The organism is Mycolicibacter heraklionensis (genome assembly GCF_001021505.1).
GTDB lineage: Bacteria > Actinomycetota > Actinomycetes > Mycobacteriales > Mycobacteriaceae > Mycobacterium > Mycobacterium heraklionense.
Window position 1 is genome coordinate 1 of record NZ_LDPO01000016.1, and the last position, 19,483, is coordinate 19,483.

Below are 19,483 nucleotides of genomic sequence, written 5' to 3' on the forward strand. Positions count from 1 at the left end.
CCGCCACCACCGCCGCCGCCGCTGCCGCTCACCGCAGCCCCATTACCGCCCGTACCGCCGGCACCGCCGTTACCACCGTTGCCGTACCCCAGGGAGGCGCCGTTACCGCCGTCGCCACCGTTGCCGCCGGCGCTCCCGGCCCCGGCGGACACGCCCTGGACGCCCAGCAAGCCGAGGCCGCCGTCGCCGCCATTGCCGCCGTTGCCGAACCAAGAGCCGGCATTGCCGCCCGCACCGCCGTCACCACCGGGCACCGCGACGCCGGTGGAATCACCACCGGCCCCGCCGTTGCCGCCATTGCCGAACAAGCTGCCGCCGTCGCCGCCGGCACCACCCGCCGCTCCGGCCGCACCCGCACCGCCGTCACCGCCGTCGCCGAACAGCCCGGCCGAACCGCCCGCCCAGCCGACGCCGCCGTTGACGCCGACCTCGCCCGCGGCGCCGGCCCCGCCGTTGCCGAACAGGAAGCCGCCGTCACCGAGGTCGCCGTACATGCCGGAACTGCCGAACAGGGAGGTGTTCGCGTCGGTGAAGTCGTCGAGGCCATTACCGATCAGGTCCCGCCCGAACAGGTACACGAACGGCGCGTTGATCATCTCAGCCATCTGCATGCCGGAGGCACTGCCGAGCCATTCCTGAAGCGAGTCGTTGATCGACTGCCAGAAGTCGAGCGGGCCCGCCTCGGCACTGCCCAGGCCGACGACGCTCAGATCGGCGAAGTCGCCGAAGGTGTAGTTCGCCTGGCCGCCGGCGAACACATCGCCTATCGGGTCGACGATCAGATCCCATAGGTCGGCGTGCGCGGCCGGCGCGAGGCTGATCGGAGCGAGCCCGGCGACCAGGAGAGCTCCGGTCGTCGTGCCGACGCTGATCAGGCGCCTGTTGAGCAGGCGACTCCGGTCCTGACGGTGACTGGCCATCGGGCACCTCCTCGGGTTTCCAACCAGGGGTTTACTCAGCCTCCTCACACTAATCCCTGAATCGGAAAAGCGACATCGATCAGCCGTTATTACCCGTGATTGCGGAATTCAAGCCCGGCTTATGACGCGATTGCGCATTGTCGCCGAGCGCTCGGTCAGCCGATGATGCGGTCAGCCCGGCTGTAGACGTTCATCGAGTCACCGCGAAGAAACCCCACCAAGGTCAGTCCGCAGTCTCCTGCCAAGTCGACGGCCAGCGACGACGGCGCCGACAGCGCGGCCAAGATGGGAATACCGGCCATCACCGCCTTCTGGGTCAGTTCGAACGACGCCCGCCCACTGACCAGCAGCACCGTCCCGGCCAGCGGTATCCGGCACCGCTCGAGCGCCCAGCCGATCACCTTGTCGACGGCGTTGTGCCGACCGATGTCTTCGCGCACCACCTGTATTGCACCGCCGTCGGTGAAGTCGAACAGCGCCGCGGCATGCAGACCGCCGGTGCTGGCGAAGACGTCCTGCGCGGCGCGCAGCTGGTCGGGCATCGCGGTCAGCGCGGCGGCGGAAACCTGAACCGGGTCGTCGCCCGGGTGATACTGGCTGGCAAGGCGTACCGCGTCCAGTGAGGCCTTACCGCAGATACCGCAGGACGAGGTGGCGTAGAAGTTGCGGGAGATGTCCACCACCGGCGGGGGCACGTTCGGCGCCAGTGTCACATCGAGCACGTTGTAGGTGTTGTCCGTGTCCAGGCTGCCGCAGTAACGCGCGCTCACCACGTCGTCACGCCCGGCGATGATCCCCTCGGAGAGCAAAAAGCCCTGCGCCAGCTCGATATCCGACCCGGGTGTGCGCATCGTGACGGTGAGCGGAGCACCACCCAGCCGGATCTCCAGCGGCTCCTCCACCGCCAGCGTCTCGGGCCGCTGCGTCGCATCCCCTGCGACGAGGCGGCTGACCCGCCGACGCTGCGTTATCCGACTCATCGCTCCATCTTTGCTCGGTCTGTTCGCATTCTCAGCCGTCAGTGCGCGAATCCGAAAATGCTAGGACGAAAGCTCTTGGAGTGAAAGGTTATCCGGCGACCCCGCGCCGAGTGATCGCGAGTCGCAACGCGGCCGGTGCGCCCGCCGGCACCACCGGGTTGTTCGGGGCGACCGGCTGGATACGGCGGTAGCCGCGGCCCTGCTCCGGTCGCTGGTCGGCTTGCCCCTTGTTCGGCCACATCGCGGCGGCACGCTCGGCTTGGGCGGTGATCGTCAGCGAGGGGTTCACCCCCAGATTCGCCGAGACCGCCGAACCGTCGACCACACTGAGGGTGGGATAGCCGTACACGCGGTGATACGGGTCGATCACCCCGTGGTCGGGATCCGCGCCGATAGCGCAACCCCCTAAGAAGTGTGCGGTGAGTGGAATGTTGAACAGCTCTCCCCAGGTTCCCGCGGTCACACCGCCGATCTTCTCCGCGATCCTGCGGGTCGCTTCGTTGCCCTCCGGAATCCACGTCGGATTGGGCTGGCCGTGGCCCTGTTTGCTCGACAGGTGCCGGCCGCGCAGTCCGCCCTTGGTGAAGGTGGTGATCGAGTTGTCCAGATGCTGCATCACCAGTGCGATGACGGTGCGCTCGCTCCAGTTCTTCACCGTCATCACGCGCAGCAGCGCGACGGGATTCCTGGCCGCCACACCGAGGAACTTGCACCAGCGCGGCCAGCGGCCGCCGCCGTCGGTCATCAGGGTTTGCAGCAGGCCCATCGCGTTGGAGCCCTTGCCGTAGCGCACCGGTTCGACATGGGTGTCACCCGAAGGATGGAACGAGGACGTGATGGCCACGCCCCGGGTGAGGTCCAGGGCGGGGTCCACCCGGTATTTCATGGCACCCAGGATCGACTCCGAGTTGGTGCGGGTGAGCACGCCGAGCCGGTCGGACAAACCCGGCAGGGTTCCGGTGTCCTTCATCTTGTGCAGCAGGTTCTGGGTGCCCCACGTGCCGGCGGCCACCACTACGTACTGCGCGGTGTAGGTTCGCCGGTTCTTCCGCAGTACCGCTCCGCTGGCCACCGTGTCGACGTGCCACGCCCCGCCCGGCGCCTGTCGCAGCGACGTCACGGTGGTCAGTGGATGCACTGTGGCACCGGCCCGTTCGGCAAGGCCGAGATAATTCTTCACCAGCGTGTTCTTCGCACCGTAGCGACAACCCACCATGCACTCTCCGCACTCCACACAGCCGGTGCGTTCGGGTCCGGCGCCGCCGAAGAACGGGTCGGGGACGGTTTTGCCCGGTTCCCCGAAGAACACGCCGACCGGTGTCTGGATGAACGTGTCGCCGACGCCCATGTCCTCGGCAACCGCTTTGACGATCTCGTCGGCCGGGGTCATGTGCGGGTTGCGGACCACGCCGAGCATGCGCTGACCCTGCTCGTAGTAGGGCGTCAGCTCGTCTTCCCAGTCGGTGATGTGGCGCCACTGCGGGTCGTTGAAGAACGGGGCGGGCGGCTTGTAGAGGGTGTTCGCGTAGTTCAACGACCCACCGCCGACCCCCGCGCCGGCCAGGATCACGCAGTCCCGCAGCAGGTGGATTCGTTGGATACCGAAGCAGCCCAGTTTTGGCGCCCACACGAATTTGCGCAGATCCCAACTGGTTTTGGCGAACTGCTCGTCGGTGAAGCGACGCCCCGCCTCCAGCACGCCGACCCGGTAGCCCTTCTCGGTCAGCCGTAACGCTGTGACGCTGCCGCCGAACCCGGATCCGATCACCAGGACGTCGTAGTCGAATTGCTCGGCCATGGGGTTCCTCCTCATTTGACGCCGGGCATGCGCCGCAGCACTCGTAGTCCGGTGGTCATGAGCCGCGCGTAGCGGCCGGGCTCCAGCCATGACGGTGCACCGACCGGTAGCAGCCGCTCGGTGGCAATGGTCTGCGGTTCGGTGTATTTGAGAATGCCGTGTTCACCGTGTCGACGCCCGAGACCGGAGGCCTTCATGCCGCCCATCGGGGCGTCTACCGACGCCCACGCGGCGGCGTAGGCCTCGTTGACGTTGACGGTGCCGGCCTGTAGCCGGGCGGCGACCCGGCGGCCGCGCTTGGCGTCCGAGGTCCAGACGCTGAAGTTCAGGCCGTAGTCACTGTCGTTGGCGCGCTCGATCGCCTCGTCCTCGTCCTGAACCCGGTATAGCGAAACGACCGGGCCGAACGTCTCCTCGGCGAACGCGGCCATGGATTCGTTGACCCCGGACAGGAGGGTGGGCTCGTAGAAATAGGGCCCGATGTCCGGGCGCGGCCGGCCGCCGGCCAGCACGTTGGCGCCCTTGCTGACCGCGTCGTCGACGTGACCGGCGACGGTCTTGAGCTGCTTCTCCGAGATCAGTGATCCCATATCCGCCGAATAGTCCAGGGCAGCAGAGAGTTTCATTGACTTGGCAGCGTCGGCGAAGCGCGTGGTGAACATGTCCCACAGCCTGGCCGGCACATAGATGCGTTCGACCGAGATGCACAGTTGCCCGGTGTTGGAGAATGCCGCCCGCAGGGCGCCCGACACCGCCTTGTCGACGTCGGCGTCGTCGAGCACCAGCAGCGCGTTCTTGCCGCCGAGCTCCATCGAGCAGTCGATCAGCCGCTCACCGGCCTGCCCGGCGACAGTGCGCCCGACCGCCGTGGAGCCGGTGAACATCAGATAGTCCGACGCTTCGATGATCGGCGCACCCAGCTCGGCACCGAAACCCGTCAGGACCTGCACCAACCCGGTTGGCATACCGGCCTCTTCGAGCAAGGACACCGCCCATAACGCCGAAAACGGCGTCTGCTGATCGGGTTTCGCGAGCACGGCGTTGCCTGCGACGATGGCCGGCAGGGCGTCGCTGATGCCCAGCGTCAGCGGGTAGTTCCACGGCGAGATGATGCCCACCAGGCCCTTGGGGTGATGTAGTTCGGTGACATGGGTGAGCGCCAACTGCACACCCTGCCGGCGCTTGGGACGCAGGTAGTCCGCGGCGGTGTTTGCGTAATAGCGTGCCGTCAGACAGACGTCGAGGATCTCTTCGAACGCGTGCCGGCGCGCTTTGCCGTTCTCGAGCTGGATCAGGTCGAGAACCTCATCCTGACGGTTGAGCACCAGGTCGTGGAAGCGCATCAACACCGCCGCCCGGTCGCGGATCGGACGCGCGGCCCACGCCGTCTGCACCGCGCGAGCGCGTAGCGCCGCGGCGGCCACATCGGCAGCGCCGCATCGTGGCACCCGTCCCAACGGTTCGCCGGTCATCGCGTTGGTGACCTCGACCTCGGAGTTCGGGTCAGCGGCCGCCACCCTGCCGGAGAGTTCGTCGGTGAGGGTCATGGCATCCAACTCAGAACGAAACGACCGGACTCCTCGTCCACCATCTCCATGGCGATCCGACGCGCGCGTACCGCAGCTCGGTCGGCCTTCACGTTGATGTCGCGCCTGGGTTCGCCGCGTTCACGCAGGCGCGTCTGAATCGTCTCCAACACAACCGAATCCCGCATGGCCCAGTCATGGAACATACTGCGCAGAAACTCGGCGACCCGCTCGTCGTCGGGAGCGAAGTTGCGGGCCATCTGCAGGAAAACGTGGGTCGTCTCCGGGGATTCGGGCGTAAAGCCCTGGATCCGCAGCAGCTGGTGGGATGTCCCGGCCTCGGGATCGATCACGTAGTGCTGAACGTGCAGCCCCGGCGAGACGAAAGTTCCTTCCTCGCGTCGGCTTCCCCTGGTGTCGATGGGAAGGCCGGTGATCTCGGCCTCCCACGGGGCCAGCCGGCTGGGCGGCGTGGTCCGGGAATAGGACACCGACCGTTCGGAGACCTCGACCTCGTCGAGTTGCGGCAGGACCTCGATATCGGGCGGAACGACTTCGGGGTGCATCACGAACACGTCGGTCAGGTCGAGGTAGTGCTCGTGCAGCAGAAGGTAGTTCGCGTTGACACGCAGCACCTCGGTGGTGCCGGCCCATCCCGAACCGTCGGCGTACCACGGCACCCGGGGCGGCGGGCGCAGCGCGGCAACACCGGGATCGCCGAGCCAGACCCAGACGAACGGCGCCTGCTCCGCAACCGGGTAGGTGCGTACCGCGGCGCCGGGCGGCACGTTCTCCTGTGACGGCACGTCGAGCAGGCAGCCGTCGGGGCCGAAGGCGAAGCCGTGATAGCCGCAGACCACCCGGTCACCGTCGCGCCGGCCGGCCGACAACGGGTAGGCCCGGTGGAGGCAGCGGTCCTCCATTGCGACCACTTCGCCGGATCTACGGCGATACAGCAGAACCTGCTTGTCGAGCAGTCGGCGGGTCAGCAGCCCTTGGCCGACCTCGTCGCTGGTCGCGGCGACATACCAACAGTTGTACGGATAGTTGGGCCTCATAAGTCCAATACCAGCCTCTCGGACAGCGACCGTGAAACGCAGATCATGATCGTTTGGTTTGCAGCCTTCTCGGCGTCGTTGAGCACGGAGTCGCGATGGTCGCCCGCGCCCTCGACGATGTCGCATTCGCACGTTCCGCACACGCCCTCCATGCACGATCCGAGTACGTCGACGCCGGCTTCCTCACACACTTCGTAAATCGATTTATCTTGTGGCACTGTCAAAGTCATGCCGGACCGCTGACATTCCACGTCGAAGGCGGCCAGCGCAGCGGGTTCGTCCAGCGCTTTGGCTGAGAAGCGTTCCACATGCAGGCTGCCGTCGGGCCAGGCCGTGCACGCGTCCTCGACCGCGCTCAGCAGCCCCTCCGGTCCGCAGCAGTACACCAGTGTGTTCTCGGACGGTTGGGCGAGAACGGATTCGAGGCTCGCGCGGAAGTTCGGGCCGTCATCTTCCCGCGAGCAGACGACCACCCGCTCGCCGTAACGCTCGAGCTCGGCGACGAAGGCCATCGACGATCGCGTCCTGCCGCCATAGAGCAACTGCCATTCGGAGCCGGCGGCGTCGGCCGCGGCAATCATCGGCAGCATCGGGGTGACACCGATACCGCCCGCGATGAATTGGTAACGCGCCGAGCCGACCAACGGAAAGTGGTTGCGGGGCCCACGGACCCGTACAGTGGCTCCCTCATGGAGCTTGTCGTGGACGAACTGGGATCCGCCGCGACTGTTCGGGTCCAGCAGTACCCCCACCCGCCACTGGGCGCGGTCGGCGGTGTCACCGCACAGTGAGTACTGCCGCACCAGCGACGGCGTCATGATGAGGTCGATGTGCGCCCCGGGTGCCCAGTCGGGCAGGTCGGCGCCGGTCGGGTCGACGAGGGTGATCGTCACCACCCCGTCGGCCGAGGTCTCTCGGCGACGTACCTCCAGGTCGGCCTCGACCTCACGGTAGGCGGGTCGGCCACGGGCGGTCTCGGGGGCAGTCACGATGTTCTCCGGACCGGGATCGACTTGAACTGGTTGAGGAACAACGCCCGCACCCGGGTCGGCTCCCCGTCCAGCTTGAGATCCGGAAAACGTTCCAGGGTCCGCTGAATCCACAGCTTCAGCTCCAAGCGGGCCAGGTTGGCGCCCAGGCAGAAATGCCGGCCGCGACCGCCGAAAGCCTGGTGCTTTTCGCCGAGACCCTCGCGGTTGATGTCGAAGGTGTGCGGATCCGGGAAAGCCGTCTCGTCGCGGTTGGACGCCAGGTACCACAGCAAAAGCCGATCGTTCTCCTTGATCGTCTTGCCGTGCAGTTCGGTGTCGCAGGTCGCCGCGCGGCCCATGAAGGAGAACGCCGGGTAGCACCGCAGCCCTTCCTCCACGGCACTCGGAATCAGCTCCGGGCGCTCGGCCAGCAGGGTCCGCAGTTCTGGATCGCCCAGCAGGTGCAGCATCGTCGCGCTGTAAGTGGCCCGGGTCGAGTCATTGGCCGCCGACATCAGCAGGATGAAGAACGTGCCGAGCTCGATCTCGTTGAGCCGCTCGCCGTCGACCTCCGCGTTCATCAAGGCCGTGATCAGGTCGTCGCGCGGGGATTTGCGACGCTCTTCGATCCGCGCCATGACGTAGCCGATGATCTCCTGCAGCACCGCCTCGGTATCGGACCACTGCTCACGGATGACCGGGTCCTCGAATGCCGTGAAGACGTTCGTCCAGTGCACCAGCTTCTCGTCGTCCTCCGGCGGTGTGCCGAGCAGTGAGCCGGCCACCCGGGCCGGAACGGCGCGTGCGACATCGGCGACCAGGTCGAATTGCTCTTTGTCGGCAACCCGGTCGAAGACGTGGTCGATGATCTCCGTGATGTGGTCCTGGTGCTCGGCCACGCGTTGCGGGGTGAATGCCTTGATGGACAATGCTTTCAGCCGGTCGTGGCGCGGTGGGTCGATCGAGATCATCTGGGACTGCTGCACGGCCAGCGGCACCCCGATGTCGTCGAGCAGAAAGATGCCGCGCCGTTCGGAGGAGAACGTCTTGTGGTCGCGACTGACGGCCCGGACATCGTCATAGCGGGTGATCGACCAGAAGCCGCCTTCGTCCGGCGCATTGCGTTGCGGGCTGAAGTGCGCCGGCGCCTCGCGTTGCATCCGGGCGAACAACTCCCACGGTGGACCGTCATCCCAGTGCGCAGAGTCCGCCAGGTCGACGCTGTCGAGGTCGAGCTGATCGACGGTTGTCATGATTGCTCCTTTCGTGAAACTGCTTGCACCACAATTAGTTCCCTTGGGTTTCCACGGAAACGGTGATGTCGCGTTTGAGGATCTTCCCGGTCGGGCCCTTGGGCAGTTCGTCGACCAACCAGACCTTTCGCGGGTACTTGTAGGCGGCGACACGGTCTTTGACGAAGTCGCGCAGTGCCGTGGCGTCGACCTCGACTCCGGGCTTCAGCGCGACGGCGGCACCGACCTCCTCGCCGAGCAGCTCGTCGGGGACACCGACCACGGCTGCCTCGCGCACGGCGGGGTGTTCGTAGAGCACTTCCTCGACTTCGCGTGGGTACACGTTGTAGCCGCCGCGGATGATCATGTCTTTGGAGCGGTCGACGATGAAGAAGTAGCCGTCGTCGTCCATTCGGGCCAGGTCTCCGGTGTGAAACCAGCCGTCGGCATCGATCGCCGCGGCGGTGGCATCCGGCCGTTTCCAGTAGCCCTTCATCACGTTGTGACCGCGAATGGCGATCTCGCCGACGCCGTCCGCGCTCGGCTCGACCAGCTTCATCTCCACTCCGGTGACGGGTGTGCCGATCGACCCGGGTTTGCGTTCGCGGTCGGGATGGTTGAACGAGGCCACCGGCGAGGTCTCGCTGAGTCCGTAGCCCTCGAGCACCATGGCGCCGAAGGTGTCTTCGAAGCCGCGCATCACCTCTGCGGGCATCGCGGCACCGCCGGAGACGCACAGCCGCAGCGATCCCGTCTCGGGCCGCCGGCTGCTGTGCAGCATCGCGGTGAACATCGTTGGGACGCCCTGAAATACCGTGACCCGGTCGCGTTCGATGATCTCGAGTGCCCGCTCGGGCGTGAAGCGGGGAATCAGGGTCAGACAGCTGCCGGCGGCCACCGCGGCGTTCAGCCCGGCCGTCTGACCGAACGCATGAAACAGCGGCAAGGCGCCCAGAATCACATCGTCGGCGCCCAGACCCACCATCTCGACCACGGCGGCGACGTTGCGCCGGAGGTTGGCGTGGGTCAGTTCGGCGCCCTTGGGCGTGCCGGTGGTGCCCGAGGTGTAGAGGATCACCGCGGTCTCGTCATCGTCGCGCGCCACGGGTTCGGCGACGGGATCGACCGTGCAGATCAGCTCCTCGAATTGCCCCGGGGTGACCACGATGCAGTCGGCTCCGGCGGAGGCCGCACCCGCTTGGGCGGCCGGCGCGAACTCGTGCCAGGCGATCACCGCTTTGGCCTGCGAATCCGACAGGTAGAAGCCGGTCTCGCGTTCCTTCAACAAGACGTTCATCGGCACCACCACCCCACCGGCCCGCAGCACGGCGTAATAGGCGATGGCGAAGTAGGGAACGTTGGGCAACATCACTCCGACCCGGTCGCCCGGACGCAGCCCGCGCGCGACCAGCAGTCCGGCCAGGCAGGCGCTGGCCGCGTTCAACCCGGTGTAGGGGACTTCCACCTCGTCGAGGCGCAGCGCCACGCTGTCGGGTTGACGGTGGGCGGCGTCGATCAGATTGACGGCCAGGTTGGTCATGGCCGTGCCTTCCTGCCGCCGGCGCCGACGTAGCCCCGCAGGTCGGTGAGTTCCGCTTGGACGTCCTGCAGCAGGGACCAGGCATCGGCCACCAGGTCGTGGTCGGCGACCAGACCCAGGTCGAGCTTGTTGCGATAGCTCAGCGCGGTGATGTTGAGGCCGACGCCGTCCATGATCAGCGAGACCGGATACTGGGCCTCCAGCCGAGCGCCGGCCAGATACAACGGCACCGGCGCCAGCCGCCACCGAAACGGCCCCAGCATTCCGATCCGCTGCGCCACCAGCCGGCGTAGCGACTCACGTGTCAGTACGCCGCCGGGGGCGGATGACGGGTCATAGATGCCCAGCGCCGAGATGTGGCCGTGGTTGCGTCCGTCCTCGGCCGCCAGGAATTGCGCGTCGACGCTGGACAGTTGACGCATCGCCGATCACCCCAGGACCGGGAAGCTACGACGTTTGGCCAGGCGATCCATCCCCGCCTGGATGGCGCCCTGCACCTGGTCGTAGATCGAGTCGACGTAGGCGGAGTCGTCGACGCGGTCGGGATCGGTGTCGACGTGGATGGGGTCGAGGAACTCGGTGCGAATCTTTGCGGGCAGCGGCAGATGTGCGGGCAGGATCTCGACGGCGAGTGGGAAGGGGAACCCCGCGATGATGGGCATCGTGGCGCCGCGCAGCCGCTTGCCGAGGCCGGTCCAGCGGGCGAGGAATCGCCCCTCCGACAGCACGAAGACGGTGTCGTGTCCGCCCACCGTCGCGACCGGGACGATCGGGACGCCGGAGCGGATGGCTTGGCGGACGAAGCCCTTGCGGCCGGCCAGCAGCGCCTGGTCCCGGTGGCGCCAGTTGCGCATCGCGTCCTGCTCGCCTCCGGGCCACACCACCACGTCGTGGCCGGCGGCCAGGGCGGCGGTCACCCCGCTGCGCGACGCCGGGATCACACCGACCGCCTTGAAGTAGTCACCGAGCACCGGGGCGGCCATCAGGAGGTCGTGCGCGGTGCCGTGCAGGATCCGGCGGCCTTCGAAATGCCGATGCCAGGCATGCACCAGAGTCCAGGCGTCCATCGTCAGGGATCCACCGGAGTGGATGCCGATCAGCAACGAGGGTTCGTCGGGAATGCGGTGCCAGCCGTCGATCTCCAACCGGAAGTAGTGGTCGCACAGGAAGTTGAAGACGGGGTTCTGCACGTAGCGCATGAATCGCTCGTCGGGACCGTCCGACGTGGTCGCAGCGGCAAGGCGCTGCGCGACAAGTTGCTGCAGCCGGCCCCGCGGCTCCGCGCCCTTGCCAGCCTTGGTGCCCTTGCCGGGTGTCGTCGTTGTGGTCTTTGTGGTCGTTGTCATCCTGGTTTCCTCAATCAATCGCTGGCATACGGTTAAGCGTCTGTCGGATCTGCGCGGTGGGCTACGGAGTCACCTCCGATATCGGGCGCTTCGGCTTGGGGGTTACGACGACCGCATTCGTCTAGCTGGAGCGCCCACCAGACCCCGAACAGCACTTCGGCGTCCCGCAGGCTGGACCCGGTCAGTTCCTCGAACCGGGCCAGGCGGTAGCGCACCGTGTTCTGGTGGACGAACAGCCGGGTCGCGGTGCGCTCCACGTGCATGCCACTGGTCAGAAATGCCCGCAACGTCGCGATCAGCTCACGAGCCGAACCCCCGTCGGCGAGCGGGTCGAGGTAGCGCCTCCGCAGCGCGTCACCGACGTCGGCGTCCGCCGCCACCGCAGCGCGCAGGCCGATCGCGTCGATGTCGTAACAGCCGCGGAGGCCGCAGGCCTGGATCGCGGTCAGGGCCCGGGTCGCCAACCGATAGGACGCGGCCAGGCGCCCCACGGGCTTCGGCGGGCCCACACCGACCACGGCAGCGAGATCACGTGGCGGCGGCTCCCTCAAGAAGCCCACCACGCATCCGTCGGCGACGGCACTGAGCCCGGGTCGGTCGGCGCCATGAAAGCCCAACAGCCACTCGAGCTTGCGCTGCGGCGACTCCTCACTCAGCAACGCACGGACCGCGACGAACTCCCCGTCGGGATCCAGTCGGTACGCCCGCGCCTGAATGGCGAGTTCGTCAGCGGGGATGGTCCCGGACAACGCACCGCGAACGAACCGGGCGCGTTGTTCCTCTTCGGCGAAACCCAGGGCAAGCTCTGCTCTGCGATGCGCCCCGACGGCGGCGGCCATCGCAACGTCGGACCACCCGAGGGCCGACTGCACGAACTCCAGCACTGCGGCGTCCTCGATGCCCAGCCGCGCACTCACTCCCCGGGAGTACCCCACAATGACCTCGATACCGACGTGCCATGCGCGCAGCATTTCGTCGACGGGGACCCCCTGTTGCGCGCGCGTTTCACCGATGGCGGCCAGCTCGGCGAGTTCGTAGTCACCGCCGACTGCACCATTGCTTCGAGCGGACGCCAAGACCCGTCTCAGGACCCGTTCCAGCTGGAACCCGATCTCTTCCTCAAGCGTCCCGCTGTTCAAAACGCGGTAGGTGGGTATCTGCGCCTCAATCGCCTCCCGGACGCTCCCGGCGATCTCCGACAGCTGGCCGAGCAGCGCGTCGACGAGCAGCTCTCGACCTTCCGCGACGGCCACCCCGGGCGGGACGGGAGATCCTGCCGCGACGCGATACATCACGCGGCGCTTCCTGCCCGCACCATCGCGATAGCGGCAACGAACATGTTCTTTCTCATTTCCAGAGTGGTGTTCAATCAATTTCACGAATCGGCTCCGGCCCCCGAATTCGCATCAGCGAATTGCGCCTCGCCCATCTGCCCCAAAAAGTACGCAGCCCAACTCGACTGGACGACGTCGTCAACAGACGAACTTCGACCGGATCGTCGTCTCCCGGGAACAAACCGGCTACCGGTCGGAATCGCTGTGCAAACCTGCGAATCGGCACGCCGGACCCGCGGGAAGCAACTACCGTCGGGCCATGGGGGAAAGGGGCCCCGACCGTGCGGTCGTTGCCAAGACTGCGGCAACGATCGTGAGCCGCCTCTACGACAAACTCGATCGCATCACCTGCGACATCCAGCAGCTGGTGGTGGCCGAGATGTCCGACCTCGGCGGCGACGCGCAGCTGCTGCAACTGCTGCGCGACACCGCGGCCAGCAGTGTCGAATCGTTCTTCTCGTCGATCCGTCATGGCATCCCGGTGAAGAACCTCGAGCCGCCGACTCCGGCTCTGGAATATGCCCGGCGCCTGGCGCAACGAGACATCTCGGTGAACGCCTTGACGCGCGCCTACCGGCTGGGACACCGGGCGACACTGCGAATGGTGATCAACGAGATACGCGCCGCCAATCGGGATCCGGAACTGAGCCTGGCCGTCTACGACCTGATGGAAGACGTGTCGTTCGAATACATCGACCAGATCTCACAGCAGGTGGTCATCAGCTATCAGGACGAACGTGACCGGTGGGTGGCCAACCGGAACAACCTGCGCGCCCTGCAGGTTCGCGAGCTGCTCGCCGGCGGCGACGTCGACGTCGACGCCATGACGCACGCCCTGCGCTATCCGCTGCGGCGCCACCATCTGGCGGTGGTCGTCTGGTACCCGGAGTCCGTCGAGGGAGTCGATCCGCTGTCCACGGAGCGGTTCGTGCAGAAACTCGCAGAAGCGGTCGGCGCCTCCAACAATCCGTTGTTCGTGCCGGTCGACCGGGTGACCGGCTTCGGCTGGATTCCGCTGTCAGTCAAGAGCACGCCGACTGCGCCGGCACGGCTGCGCGCCGCCGTGGAGAAGACGCGCGACGGGCCGTGTGTCACGGCGGGCAGCCCGCTGCCGGACGTCGAGGGCTTCCGCCGGTCACATCAGCAGGCGTGGGACGCGCGAACCGTGGTGAGCGCCGCCGGTGGGCCATCCCGGAGGGTCACCGTCGCCGGCGACACCGGCCTGGCGGTGGCAGCCCTGGTGGGCGGCAACGTCGACGCCGTGGCCGCCTACGTGCAAGAGGCCCTCGGTCCGCTGGCCAGCGCCACCGACAGCGACGAGCGGTTGCGTGAGACGCTGCGGGTGTTCCTGAGCACCGGCTCCAGTTACACCGCCGCCGCGGAGGAACTGCACCTGCACCACAACTCCGTGAAGTATCGCGTGCAGCGCGCGGTCGAACGCCGGGGGCGACCGATCGCCGGCGACCGACTCGAGGTCGAAGTGGCGTTACTGCTGTGCGAGTGGTTGGGCGGCGCTGCGCTCAGGTGAACGCAGACGATTTCGCCGGACGCCCGGATGCCAATGGCGTTAGCATTCACAGATGGTTCAGCGAAAATTCCTGGAGTGGCCGGTAATCCGGCAACTGCGCACCGGCGACGTGTTCGGCCGCGGCCCGTCCGTCACCTCCGAACACACCCGCAGTATCGCACCGCGAACCGCTACCGCCGACCGGATGGTCCAGAGTGTCTGCCCGTACTGCGCGGTCGGCTGCGGCCAGCGCGTCTACGTCAAGGACGAGAAGGTCGTGCAGATCGAGGGCGATCCGGATTCGCCGATCTCGCGGGGGCGGCTGTGTCCGAAGGGGTCGGCGAGCGAACAGTTGGTCAACTCGCCCGGCCGGCAGGTCACCGTGCTCTACCGGGCGCCCCGCGCCACGGATTGGCAGCCGCTGGAACTGGACACCGCGATCGACATGGTGGCCGAACGTTTCATCGCCTCGCGGCGCAACGCCTGGCAGGACCACGACGCCGAGGGCCGGCCGTTGCGGCGGACCATGGGCATCGCCTCGCTGGGCGGCGCGACCCTGGACAACGAAGAGAACTACGTCATCAAGAAACTCTTCACCGCCGCGGGCGTCATACAGGTCGACAACCAAGCTCGTATTTGACACTCCGCCACGGTTCCCGGTCTGGGAGCCTCCTTCGGTCGCGGTGGAGCGACGCAAACCCTGCAAGACATGGCGAATGCCGACTGCATCGTCATCCAGGGCTCGAACATGGCCGAATGCCACCCGGTGGGTTTCCAGTGGGTGGAGGAGGCCAAAGCCCGCGGCGCGGTGGTGATCCACGTCGACCCGCGGTTCACCCGCACGTCGGCGGTGTGCGACAAGCACATTCCGATCCGGGCCGGCTCCGACGTGGTGCTGTTGGGTGCGCTGATCAACCACGTGCTCACCCACGACCTGTGGTTCCGTGAATACGTGCTCGCCTACACCAATGCCGCGACGCTGGTCAGTGAGGACTTCCGCGACACCGAGGACTTGGGTGGGTTGTTCTCCGGCTTCGATCCGCAGACCAGGCAGTACGACCCGTCGAGTTGGACATACGAACGCGACGAGGCGGGTGCGCCCAGCACTGACGAGACGCTGCAGCACCCGCGCACGGTTTTCCAGATCCTCAAGCGGCACTATGCGCGCTATACCCCGGAGATGGTCCGCGACGTCTGCGGTATCGACCCTGCGATGTTCGACTACCTGGCGCGCGCGGTCACGGCCAACTCGGGGCGCGAGCGCACCACGTGTTTCGCCTATGCGGTGGGCTGGACGCAGCACACCCTGGGGGCGCAGTACATCCGCACCGCGGCCATCCTGCAACTGCTGCTGGGCAACGTGGGCCGGCCGGGCGGCGGGATCATGGCATTGCGCGGGCATGCCAGCATTCAGGGCTCCACGGATATCCCGACGCTCTACGACATGCTGCCCGGCTACCTGCCGATGCCGAAGGCCGGGCGCGACGACACCCTGCGTCAGTACCTGGACCGCGTCGGGTCGAAGAGCCAGAAGGGCTTTTGGGCCAACGCCGATGCGTATCTGGTCAGCCTGCTCAAGGCGTGGTGGGGGGACGCCGCGACGGCCGACAATGATTGGGCTTATCACTACCTGCCCCGGCTGACCGGGCCACACGGCACCTATCAGGCCGTGACGGGAATGCTCAACGACGAAGTGGAGGGCTACTTCCTGCTCGGCCAGAACCCGGCCGTCGGCTCGGCCAACGGCCGTCAGCAACGGTTGGGCATGTCGCACCTGAAGTGGCTGGTGGTGCGGGACCTGAACCTGATCGAGTCGGCCACCTGGTGGAAGGACGGCCCGGAGATCGCCTCCGGGGAGCTGTGCACGCAAGACAACGAGACCGAGGTGTTCTTCCTGCCGGCGGCCAGCCATGTCGAGAAGGCCGGGACGTTCACCCAGACGCAGCGACTGCTGCAATGGCGCCATCAGGCCGTCGCCCCACCGGGCGACTGCATCAGCGAACTCGAGTTCTTCATCAAGCTGGGCAACCGAATTCGGGCACGCCTCGCCGGTTCCACCGACCCGCGCGACCGGCCGCTGTTGGATCTGGTCTGGGACTACCCGGTCGATGAGCACGGTGACCCCGACCCGGAGTTCGTGCTGGCCGAGATCAACGGGCACCAGTTGGCCGGTCCCGACGCCGGTCGGTGCGTCTCGGGCTTCACCGAGCTGCGCGCCGATGGGTCCACGGCCGCCGGTTGCTGGATCTACGCCGGGGTATATGGCGGTGGGATCAACCAGGCCGCCCGCCGGGTGCCTCGCGGCGGGCCGAGCCCCAACCAATCCGAATGGGGCTGGGCCTGGCCGGCCGATCGGCGGATCCTCTACAACCGGGCCTCGGCCGACCCGGACGGGGTTCCGTGGAGCGAACGCAAGCGCTACGTCTGGTGGGACGAGCAGCTGCGCCGATGGGTGGGCAATGACGTGCCCGACTTCGTGATCGACCGCGCGCCGAACGCCCGACCGGATCCGGCGTTGGGCGGGCCGGACGCGTTGGCCGGCGACGACCCGTTCGTCATGCAACCCGACGGCAAGGGCTGGCTGTTCGCACCCAAGGGCGTGGTGGACGGGCCGTTGCCCACCCACTACGAGCCGCAGGAGTCGCCGATCGCCAATGCGGTCTATCGCCAACAGCGCAACCCCGCCCGAATCACGTTCCCCCGCAAAGACAACCTGTCGGCCCCCAGCGCCGGGGAGCCGGGCGCCGATGTCTACCCCTACGTGTTCACCACCTACCGGCTCACCGAACACCACACCGCCGGCGGCATGAGCCGCTGGCTGCCGTACCTGGCTGAGCTGCAGCCGGAGATGTTCTGCGAAGTCTCCCCGGCGCTGGCCGCCGAGCGGGGGCTGGAGAACTTCGGCTGGGCCACCATCATTTCCCCGCGGGCGGCGATCGAGGCTCGGGTGCTGGTGACCGACCGGATGACGCCACTGATGGTGGGCGGCCACACCGTGCACCAGATCGGGTTGCCGTACCACTGGGGAGTCGGCGGCGACGCGGTGGTCAGCGGCGACGCCGCCAACGATCTGCTCGGGGTGACCCTGGACCCCAACGTGCAGATCCAGGAATCCAAAGCGGGTTCGTGCGATATCCGGCCCGGCCGGCGGCCACACGGCGAGGAGCTGCTGCGCCTGATCGCCGAGTATCAAAGTCGTTCCGGCGCAACGCCGGAGACCGGCAATGCCGACATCGATCTGGAAAGGCGGGACTGATGGGCCAACTGTCCGGGCCGACCGACCCCGCCGCCGACGCCAGGTGGTCGCCACAACACCCCCGCAAAGGGTTCTTCACCGACACGTCGATCTGCATCGGTTGCAAAGCCTGCGAGGTGGCGTGCAAGGAGTGGAACCACAACCCGCAGGACGGCCCGCTGGAGTTACTCGGATCCTCCTACGACAACACCGGCGCACTGGGCGCCAGCACGTGGCGGCATGTGGCGTTCATCGAGCAGGGCCGCGACCGCATCGAGGAGGCCCGCGAATCCGGCCGACAACTGGTCAGCCTGGGCATGCCGAAGATGCCCGATGACACCGCGGAGGTCGCGCCACCCGACACCGACCAGTTCCGCTGGCTGATGTCCTCGGACGTCTGCAAGCACTGCACGCATGCCGGATGTCTGGACGTATGCCCGACGGGTTCGCTGTTTCGCACCGAGTTCGGCACGGTGGTGGTGCAGGCAGACGTCTGCAACGGCTGCGGAAACTGTGTGCCGGCGTGCCCGTTCGGGGTGATCGAGCGTCGCACCGACGGCACGGCGGCACCCAAGACCGGCCGCGGCCCCGAACCGGTGCCCAACACCGGAGTCGCCCAGAAGTGCACCCTGTGCTACGACCGGCTGGTCGACGGCCAACCGCCGGCGTGCGCGCAGACCTGCCCGACACAGTCGATCCGGTTCGGTGACCACGACGACCTGGTGCAGCGGGCCCGGCAGCGGGTGGCCCAGCTGCATGCCCAGGGCCGCACCGAGGCGCGGCTCTACGGCGCCAACGAGCATGACGGTGTCGGTGGCACCGGCTCGGTCTTCCTGTTGCTCGACGAGCCGGAGGTGTACGGACTGCCGCCCGACCCGCGGGTGGGCACCGCCGACCTGCCGACGATGTTCAAGCGGTCGGCGCTGGCCGCAGCCGGGATGCTTGCCGCCGCGGCGGTCGCCTTCCTGGGGGGACGCTCATGAGCATGGTGTCCGATGGTCCTCGCCGCGGGGGCGGCAAGCGCCGGCGCCGCGGCGGTGGCGACGGTGGCCGTGAGATGCCGATGGTCCCCGACGTGCAGTTCAGCTCCTACTACGGCCGTCCGGTGGTCAAGCCCGCACCGTGGAAGCACGAGATCGCCGCGTACCTGTTCCTGGGCGGTGTGGCGGGGGGATCCGGCCTGCTGGCCGCCGGTGCCCAGCTGACCGGCCGGAAAGTGTTGCGACGCAACTCCCGGCTGGCGGCGCTGGGGGCAATCGTGTTGAGCGCCGCGGCCCTGATCAGCGACCTCGGCCGCCCGGAACGCTTCGTCAACATGCTGCGCACCATCAAACTGACGTCACCGATGAGCCTGGGCTCGTGGATCCTGTCGGCGTTTGGTGCGGGCACGTCGGTGGCGGCGGCCGCCGAGCTGGATCGGTTGTCGGGCCAGCGGCTACCGCTGGGCCCGCTGCGTGGCGTGCTGCGCGCTGTGGAGGGCCCGGCCGGCTTGGAGGCCGCGGTGTTCGCGGCGCCGCTGGCCGTCTACACCGCGGTGTTGCTGGGCGACACCGCCACCCCGACCTGGCACGGTGCGCACCGCGACTTGCCGTTCGTGTTCGTCAGCTCGGCGAGCCTGGCCTCCGGCGGCTTGGCCATGCTGACCACGCCGGTGCGTGAGGCCGGGCCGGCCCGACGACTGGCCGTGCTCGGGGTGCTCGGCGATGTCGTCGCCACCCGGGCCATGGAACATCGGATGGACCCGGTCGCCGCCGAACCGCTGCATGAGGGCCGCGCCGGGGCGATGCTGCGGTGGAGTGAACGGCTGGCGATCGCCGGAGGTATCGGGACGCTGCTGGGCAGGCGGCACCGCGGCGTGGCGGCGCTGTCGGGGCTGGCGCTGCTGGGCGCCTCGGCGCTGACCCGCTTCGGGGTGTTCGAGGCCGGGATCGAATCGGCGAAGGATCCGCGCTACACCATTGAGCCGCAGAAGCGCCGACTGACGGCCCGGCAGGCGGCGGGCATGACCGGGGATTCCATCACGACGGCCGGGTAGC

General features: G+C 67.6%; 14 protein-coding genes and 1 pseudogene. 4 read left to right on the plus strand and 11 right to left on the minus strand.

Annotated elements, in window-relative coordinates; translation table 11 throughout:
* From ABW16_RS26480 to ABW16_RS27815, 11 genes and pseudogenes are all read right to left on the minus strand, one after another.
* Nucleotides 1–920: pseudogene (locus ABW16_RS26480) on the minus strand (PGRS repeat-containing protein); the annotation flags it as partial.
* Between the two features lie 155 nt (nucleotides 921–1,075).
* A complete protein-coding gene (gene fdhD / locus ABW16_RS17220; protein ID WP_047320416.1) occupies nucleotides 1,076–1,900 on the minus strand; it encodes a formate dehydrogenase accessory sulfurtransferase FdhD in 825 nt (274 codons plus the stop codon).
* 88 nt (nucleotides 1,901–1,988) lie between these two features.
* On the minus strand, nucleotides 1,989–3,698 hold the full coding sequence (locus ABW16_RS17225; RefSeq protein WP_047320417.1) for a GMC oxidoreductase: 1,710 nt from the start codon (nucleotides 3,696–3,698) through the stop codon (nucleotides 1,989–1,991).
* Between the two features lie 11 nt (nucleotides 3,699–3,709).
* Entirely contained in the window at nucleotides 3,710–5,245 is a 1,536-nt protein-coding gene (locus tag ABW16_RS17230; RefSeq protein WP_052956961.1) for a succinic semialdehyde dehydrogenase, read from the minus strand.
* Nucleotides 5,242–6,282, minus strand: a complete 1,041-nt coding sequence (locus ABW16_RS17235; protein WP_047320418.1) for an aromatic ring-hydroxylating dioxygenase subunit alpha — start codon at nucleotides 6,280–6,282, stop codon at nucleotides 5,242–5,244. The genes ABW16_RS17230 and ABW16_RS17235 overlap by 4 nt, the downstream gene beginning before the upstream one ends.
* A complete protein-coding gene (locus ABW16_RS17240; protein ID WP_047320419.1) occupies nucleotides 6,279–7,271 on the minus strand; it encodes a PDR/VanB family oxidoreductase in 993 nt (330 codons plus the stop codon). The genes ABW16_RS17235 and ABW16_RS17240 overlap by 4 nt, the downstream gene beginning before the upstream one ends.
* Nucleotides 7,268–8,506 carry a cytochrome P450 gene (locus tag ABW16_RS17245; RefSeq protein ID WP_047320420.1) on the minus strand — a complete coding sequence of 413 codons (1,239 nt, stop codon included), beginning with the start codon at nucleotides 8,504–8,506 and terminating at the stop codon, nucleotides 7,268–7,270. Before ABW16_RS17245 ends, ABW16_RS17240 begins: the two co-directional genes overlap by 4 nt.
* Before the next feature lie 34 nt (nucleotides 8,507–8,540).
* Nucleotides 8,541–10,025 (minus strand): long-chain-fatty-acid--CoA ligase, encoded by a 1,485-nt coding sequence (locus ABW16_RS17250; protein WP_047320421.1) that lies wholly within the window; start codon nucleotides 10,023–10,025, stop codon nucleotides 8,541–8,543.
* On the minus strand, nucleotides 10,022–10,447 hold the full coding sequence (locus ABW16_RS17255; protein ID WP_047320422.1) for a WS/DGAT domain-containing protein: 426 nt from the start codon (nucleotides 10,445–10,447) through the stop codon (nucleotides 10,022–10,024). Before ABW16_RS17255 ends, ABW16_RS17250 begins: the two co-directional genes overlap by 4 nt.
* Nucleotides 10,448–10,453: 6 nt before the next feature.
* On the minus strand, nucleotides 10,454–11,371 hold the full coding sequence (locus tag ABW16_RS17260) for a lysophospholipid acyltransferase family protein (RefSeq protein WP_082134177.1): 918 nt from the start codon (nucleotides 11,369–11,371) through the stop codon (nucleotides 10,454–10,456).
* Nucleotides 11,372–11,403: 32 nt separating this feature from the next.
* Complete coding sequence (locus tag ABW16_RS27815; protein ID WP_082134178.1) at nucleotides 11,404–12,663, minus strand: PucR family transcriptional regulator; 1,260 nt, start codon at nucleotides 12,661–12,663, stop codon at nucleotides 11,404–11,406.
* Nucleotides 12,664–12,964: 301 nt separating this feature from the next.
* Between ABW16_RS27815 and ABW16_RS17270 the strand changes: the two genes are divergently transcribed.
* Genes ABW16_RS17270 through nrfD form a run of 4 tightly spaced genes read left to right on the plus strand, consistent with a single transcriptional unit; the run spans nucleotide 12,965 to nucleotide 19,482 of the window.
* Entirely contained in the window at nucleotides 12,965–14,233 is a 1,269-nt protein-coding gene (locus ABW16_RS17270; protein WP_047320423.1) for a PucR family transcriptional regulator, read from the plus strand.
* A gap of 52 nt (nucleotides 14,234–14,285) precedes the next feature.
* Complete coding sequence (gene fdnG, locus ABW16_RS17280) at nucleotides 14,286–17,468, plus strand: formate dehydrogenase-N subunit alpha (RefSeq protein ID WP_233424804.1); 3,183 nt, start codon at nucleotides 14,286–14,288, stop codon at nucleotides 17,466–17,468.
* Nucleotides 17,468–18,430 carry a 4Fe-4S dicluster domain-containing protein gene (locus tag ABW16_RS17285; protein WP_047320426.1) on the plus strand — a complete coding sequence of 321 codons (963 nt, stop codon included), beginning with the start codon at nucleotides 17,468–17,470 and terminating at the stop codon, nucleotides 18,428–18,430. The genes fdnG and ABW16_RS17285 overlap by 1 nt, the downstream gene beginning before the upstream one ends.
* Nucleotides 18,427–19,482 (plus strand): NrfD/PsrC family molybdoenzyme membrane anchor subunit, encoded by a 1,056-nt coding sequence (gene nrfD / locus ABW16_RS17290; RefSeq protein ID WP_047320427.1) that lies wholly within the window; start codon nucleotides 18,427–18,429, stop codon nucleotides 19,480–19,482. Before ABW16_RS17285 ends, nrfD begins: the two co-directional genes overlap by 4 nt.
* Nucleotide 19,483 lies beyond the last annotated feature (1 nt).

Bases quoted from the DNA above. Each gene is read 5' to 3' on its own strand.
- ABW16_RS17230 (WP_052956961.1), bottom strand. From the start codon at position 5,245: ATGACCCTCACCGACGAACTCTCCGGCAGGGTGGCGGCCGCTGACCCG.
- ABW16_RS17235 (WP_047320418.1), bottom strand. From the start codon at position 6,282: ATGAGGCCCAACTATCCGTACAACTGTTGGTATGTCGCCGCGACCAGC.
- fdhD (WP_047320416.1), bottom strand. From the start codon at position 1,900: ATGAGTCGGATAACGCAGCGTCGGCGGGTCAGCCGCCTCGTCGCAGGG.
- ABW16_RS17245 (WP_047320420.1), bottom strand. From the start codon at position 8,506: ATGACAACCGTCGATCAGCTCGACCTCGACAGCGTCGACCTGGCGGAC.
- ABW16_RS17270 (WP_047320423.1), top strand. From the start codon at position 12,965: ATGGGGGAAAGGGGCCCCGACCGTGCGGTCGTTGCCAAGACTGCGGCA.
- ABW16_RS17260 (WP_082134177.1), bottom strand. From the start codon at position 11,371: ATGACAACGACCACAAAGACCACAACGACGACACCCGGCAAGGGCACC.
- ABW16_RS17285 (WP_047320426.1), top strand. From the start codon at position 17,468: ATGGGCCAACTGTCCGGGCCGACCGACCCCGCCGCCGACGCCAGGTGG.
- ABW16_RS27815 (WP_082134178.1), bottom strand. From the start codon at position 12,663: ATGTATCGCGTCGCGGCAGGATCTCCCGTCCCGCCCGGGGTGGCCGTC.
- ABW16_RS17225 (WP_047320417.1), bottom strand. From the start codon at position 3,698: ATGGCCGAGCAATTCGACTACGACGTCCTGGTGATCGGATCCGGGTTC.
- ABW16_RS17250 (WP_047320421.1), bottom strand. From the start codon at position 10,025: ATGACCAACCTGGCCGTCAATCTGATCGACGCCGCCCACCGTCAACCC.
- ABW16_RS17255 (WP_047320422.1), bottom strand. From the start codon at position 10,447: ATGCGTCAACTGTCCAGCGTCGACGCGCAATTCCTGGCGGCCGAGGAC.
- nrfD (WP_047320427.1), top strand. From the start codon at position 18,427: ATGAGCATGGTGTCCGATGGTCCTCGCCGCGGGGGCGGCAAGCGCCGG.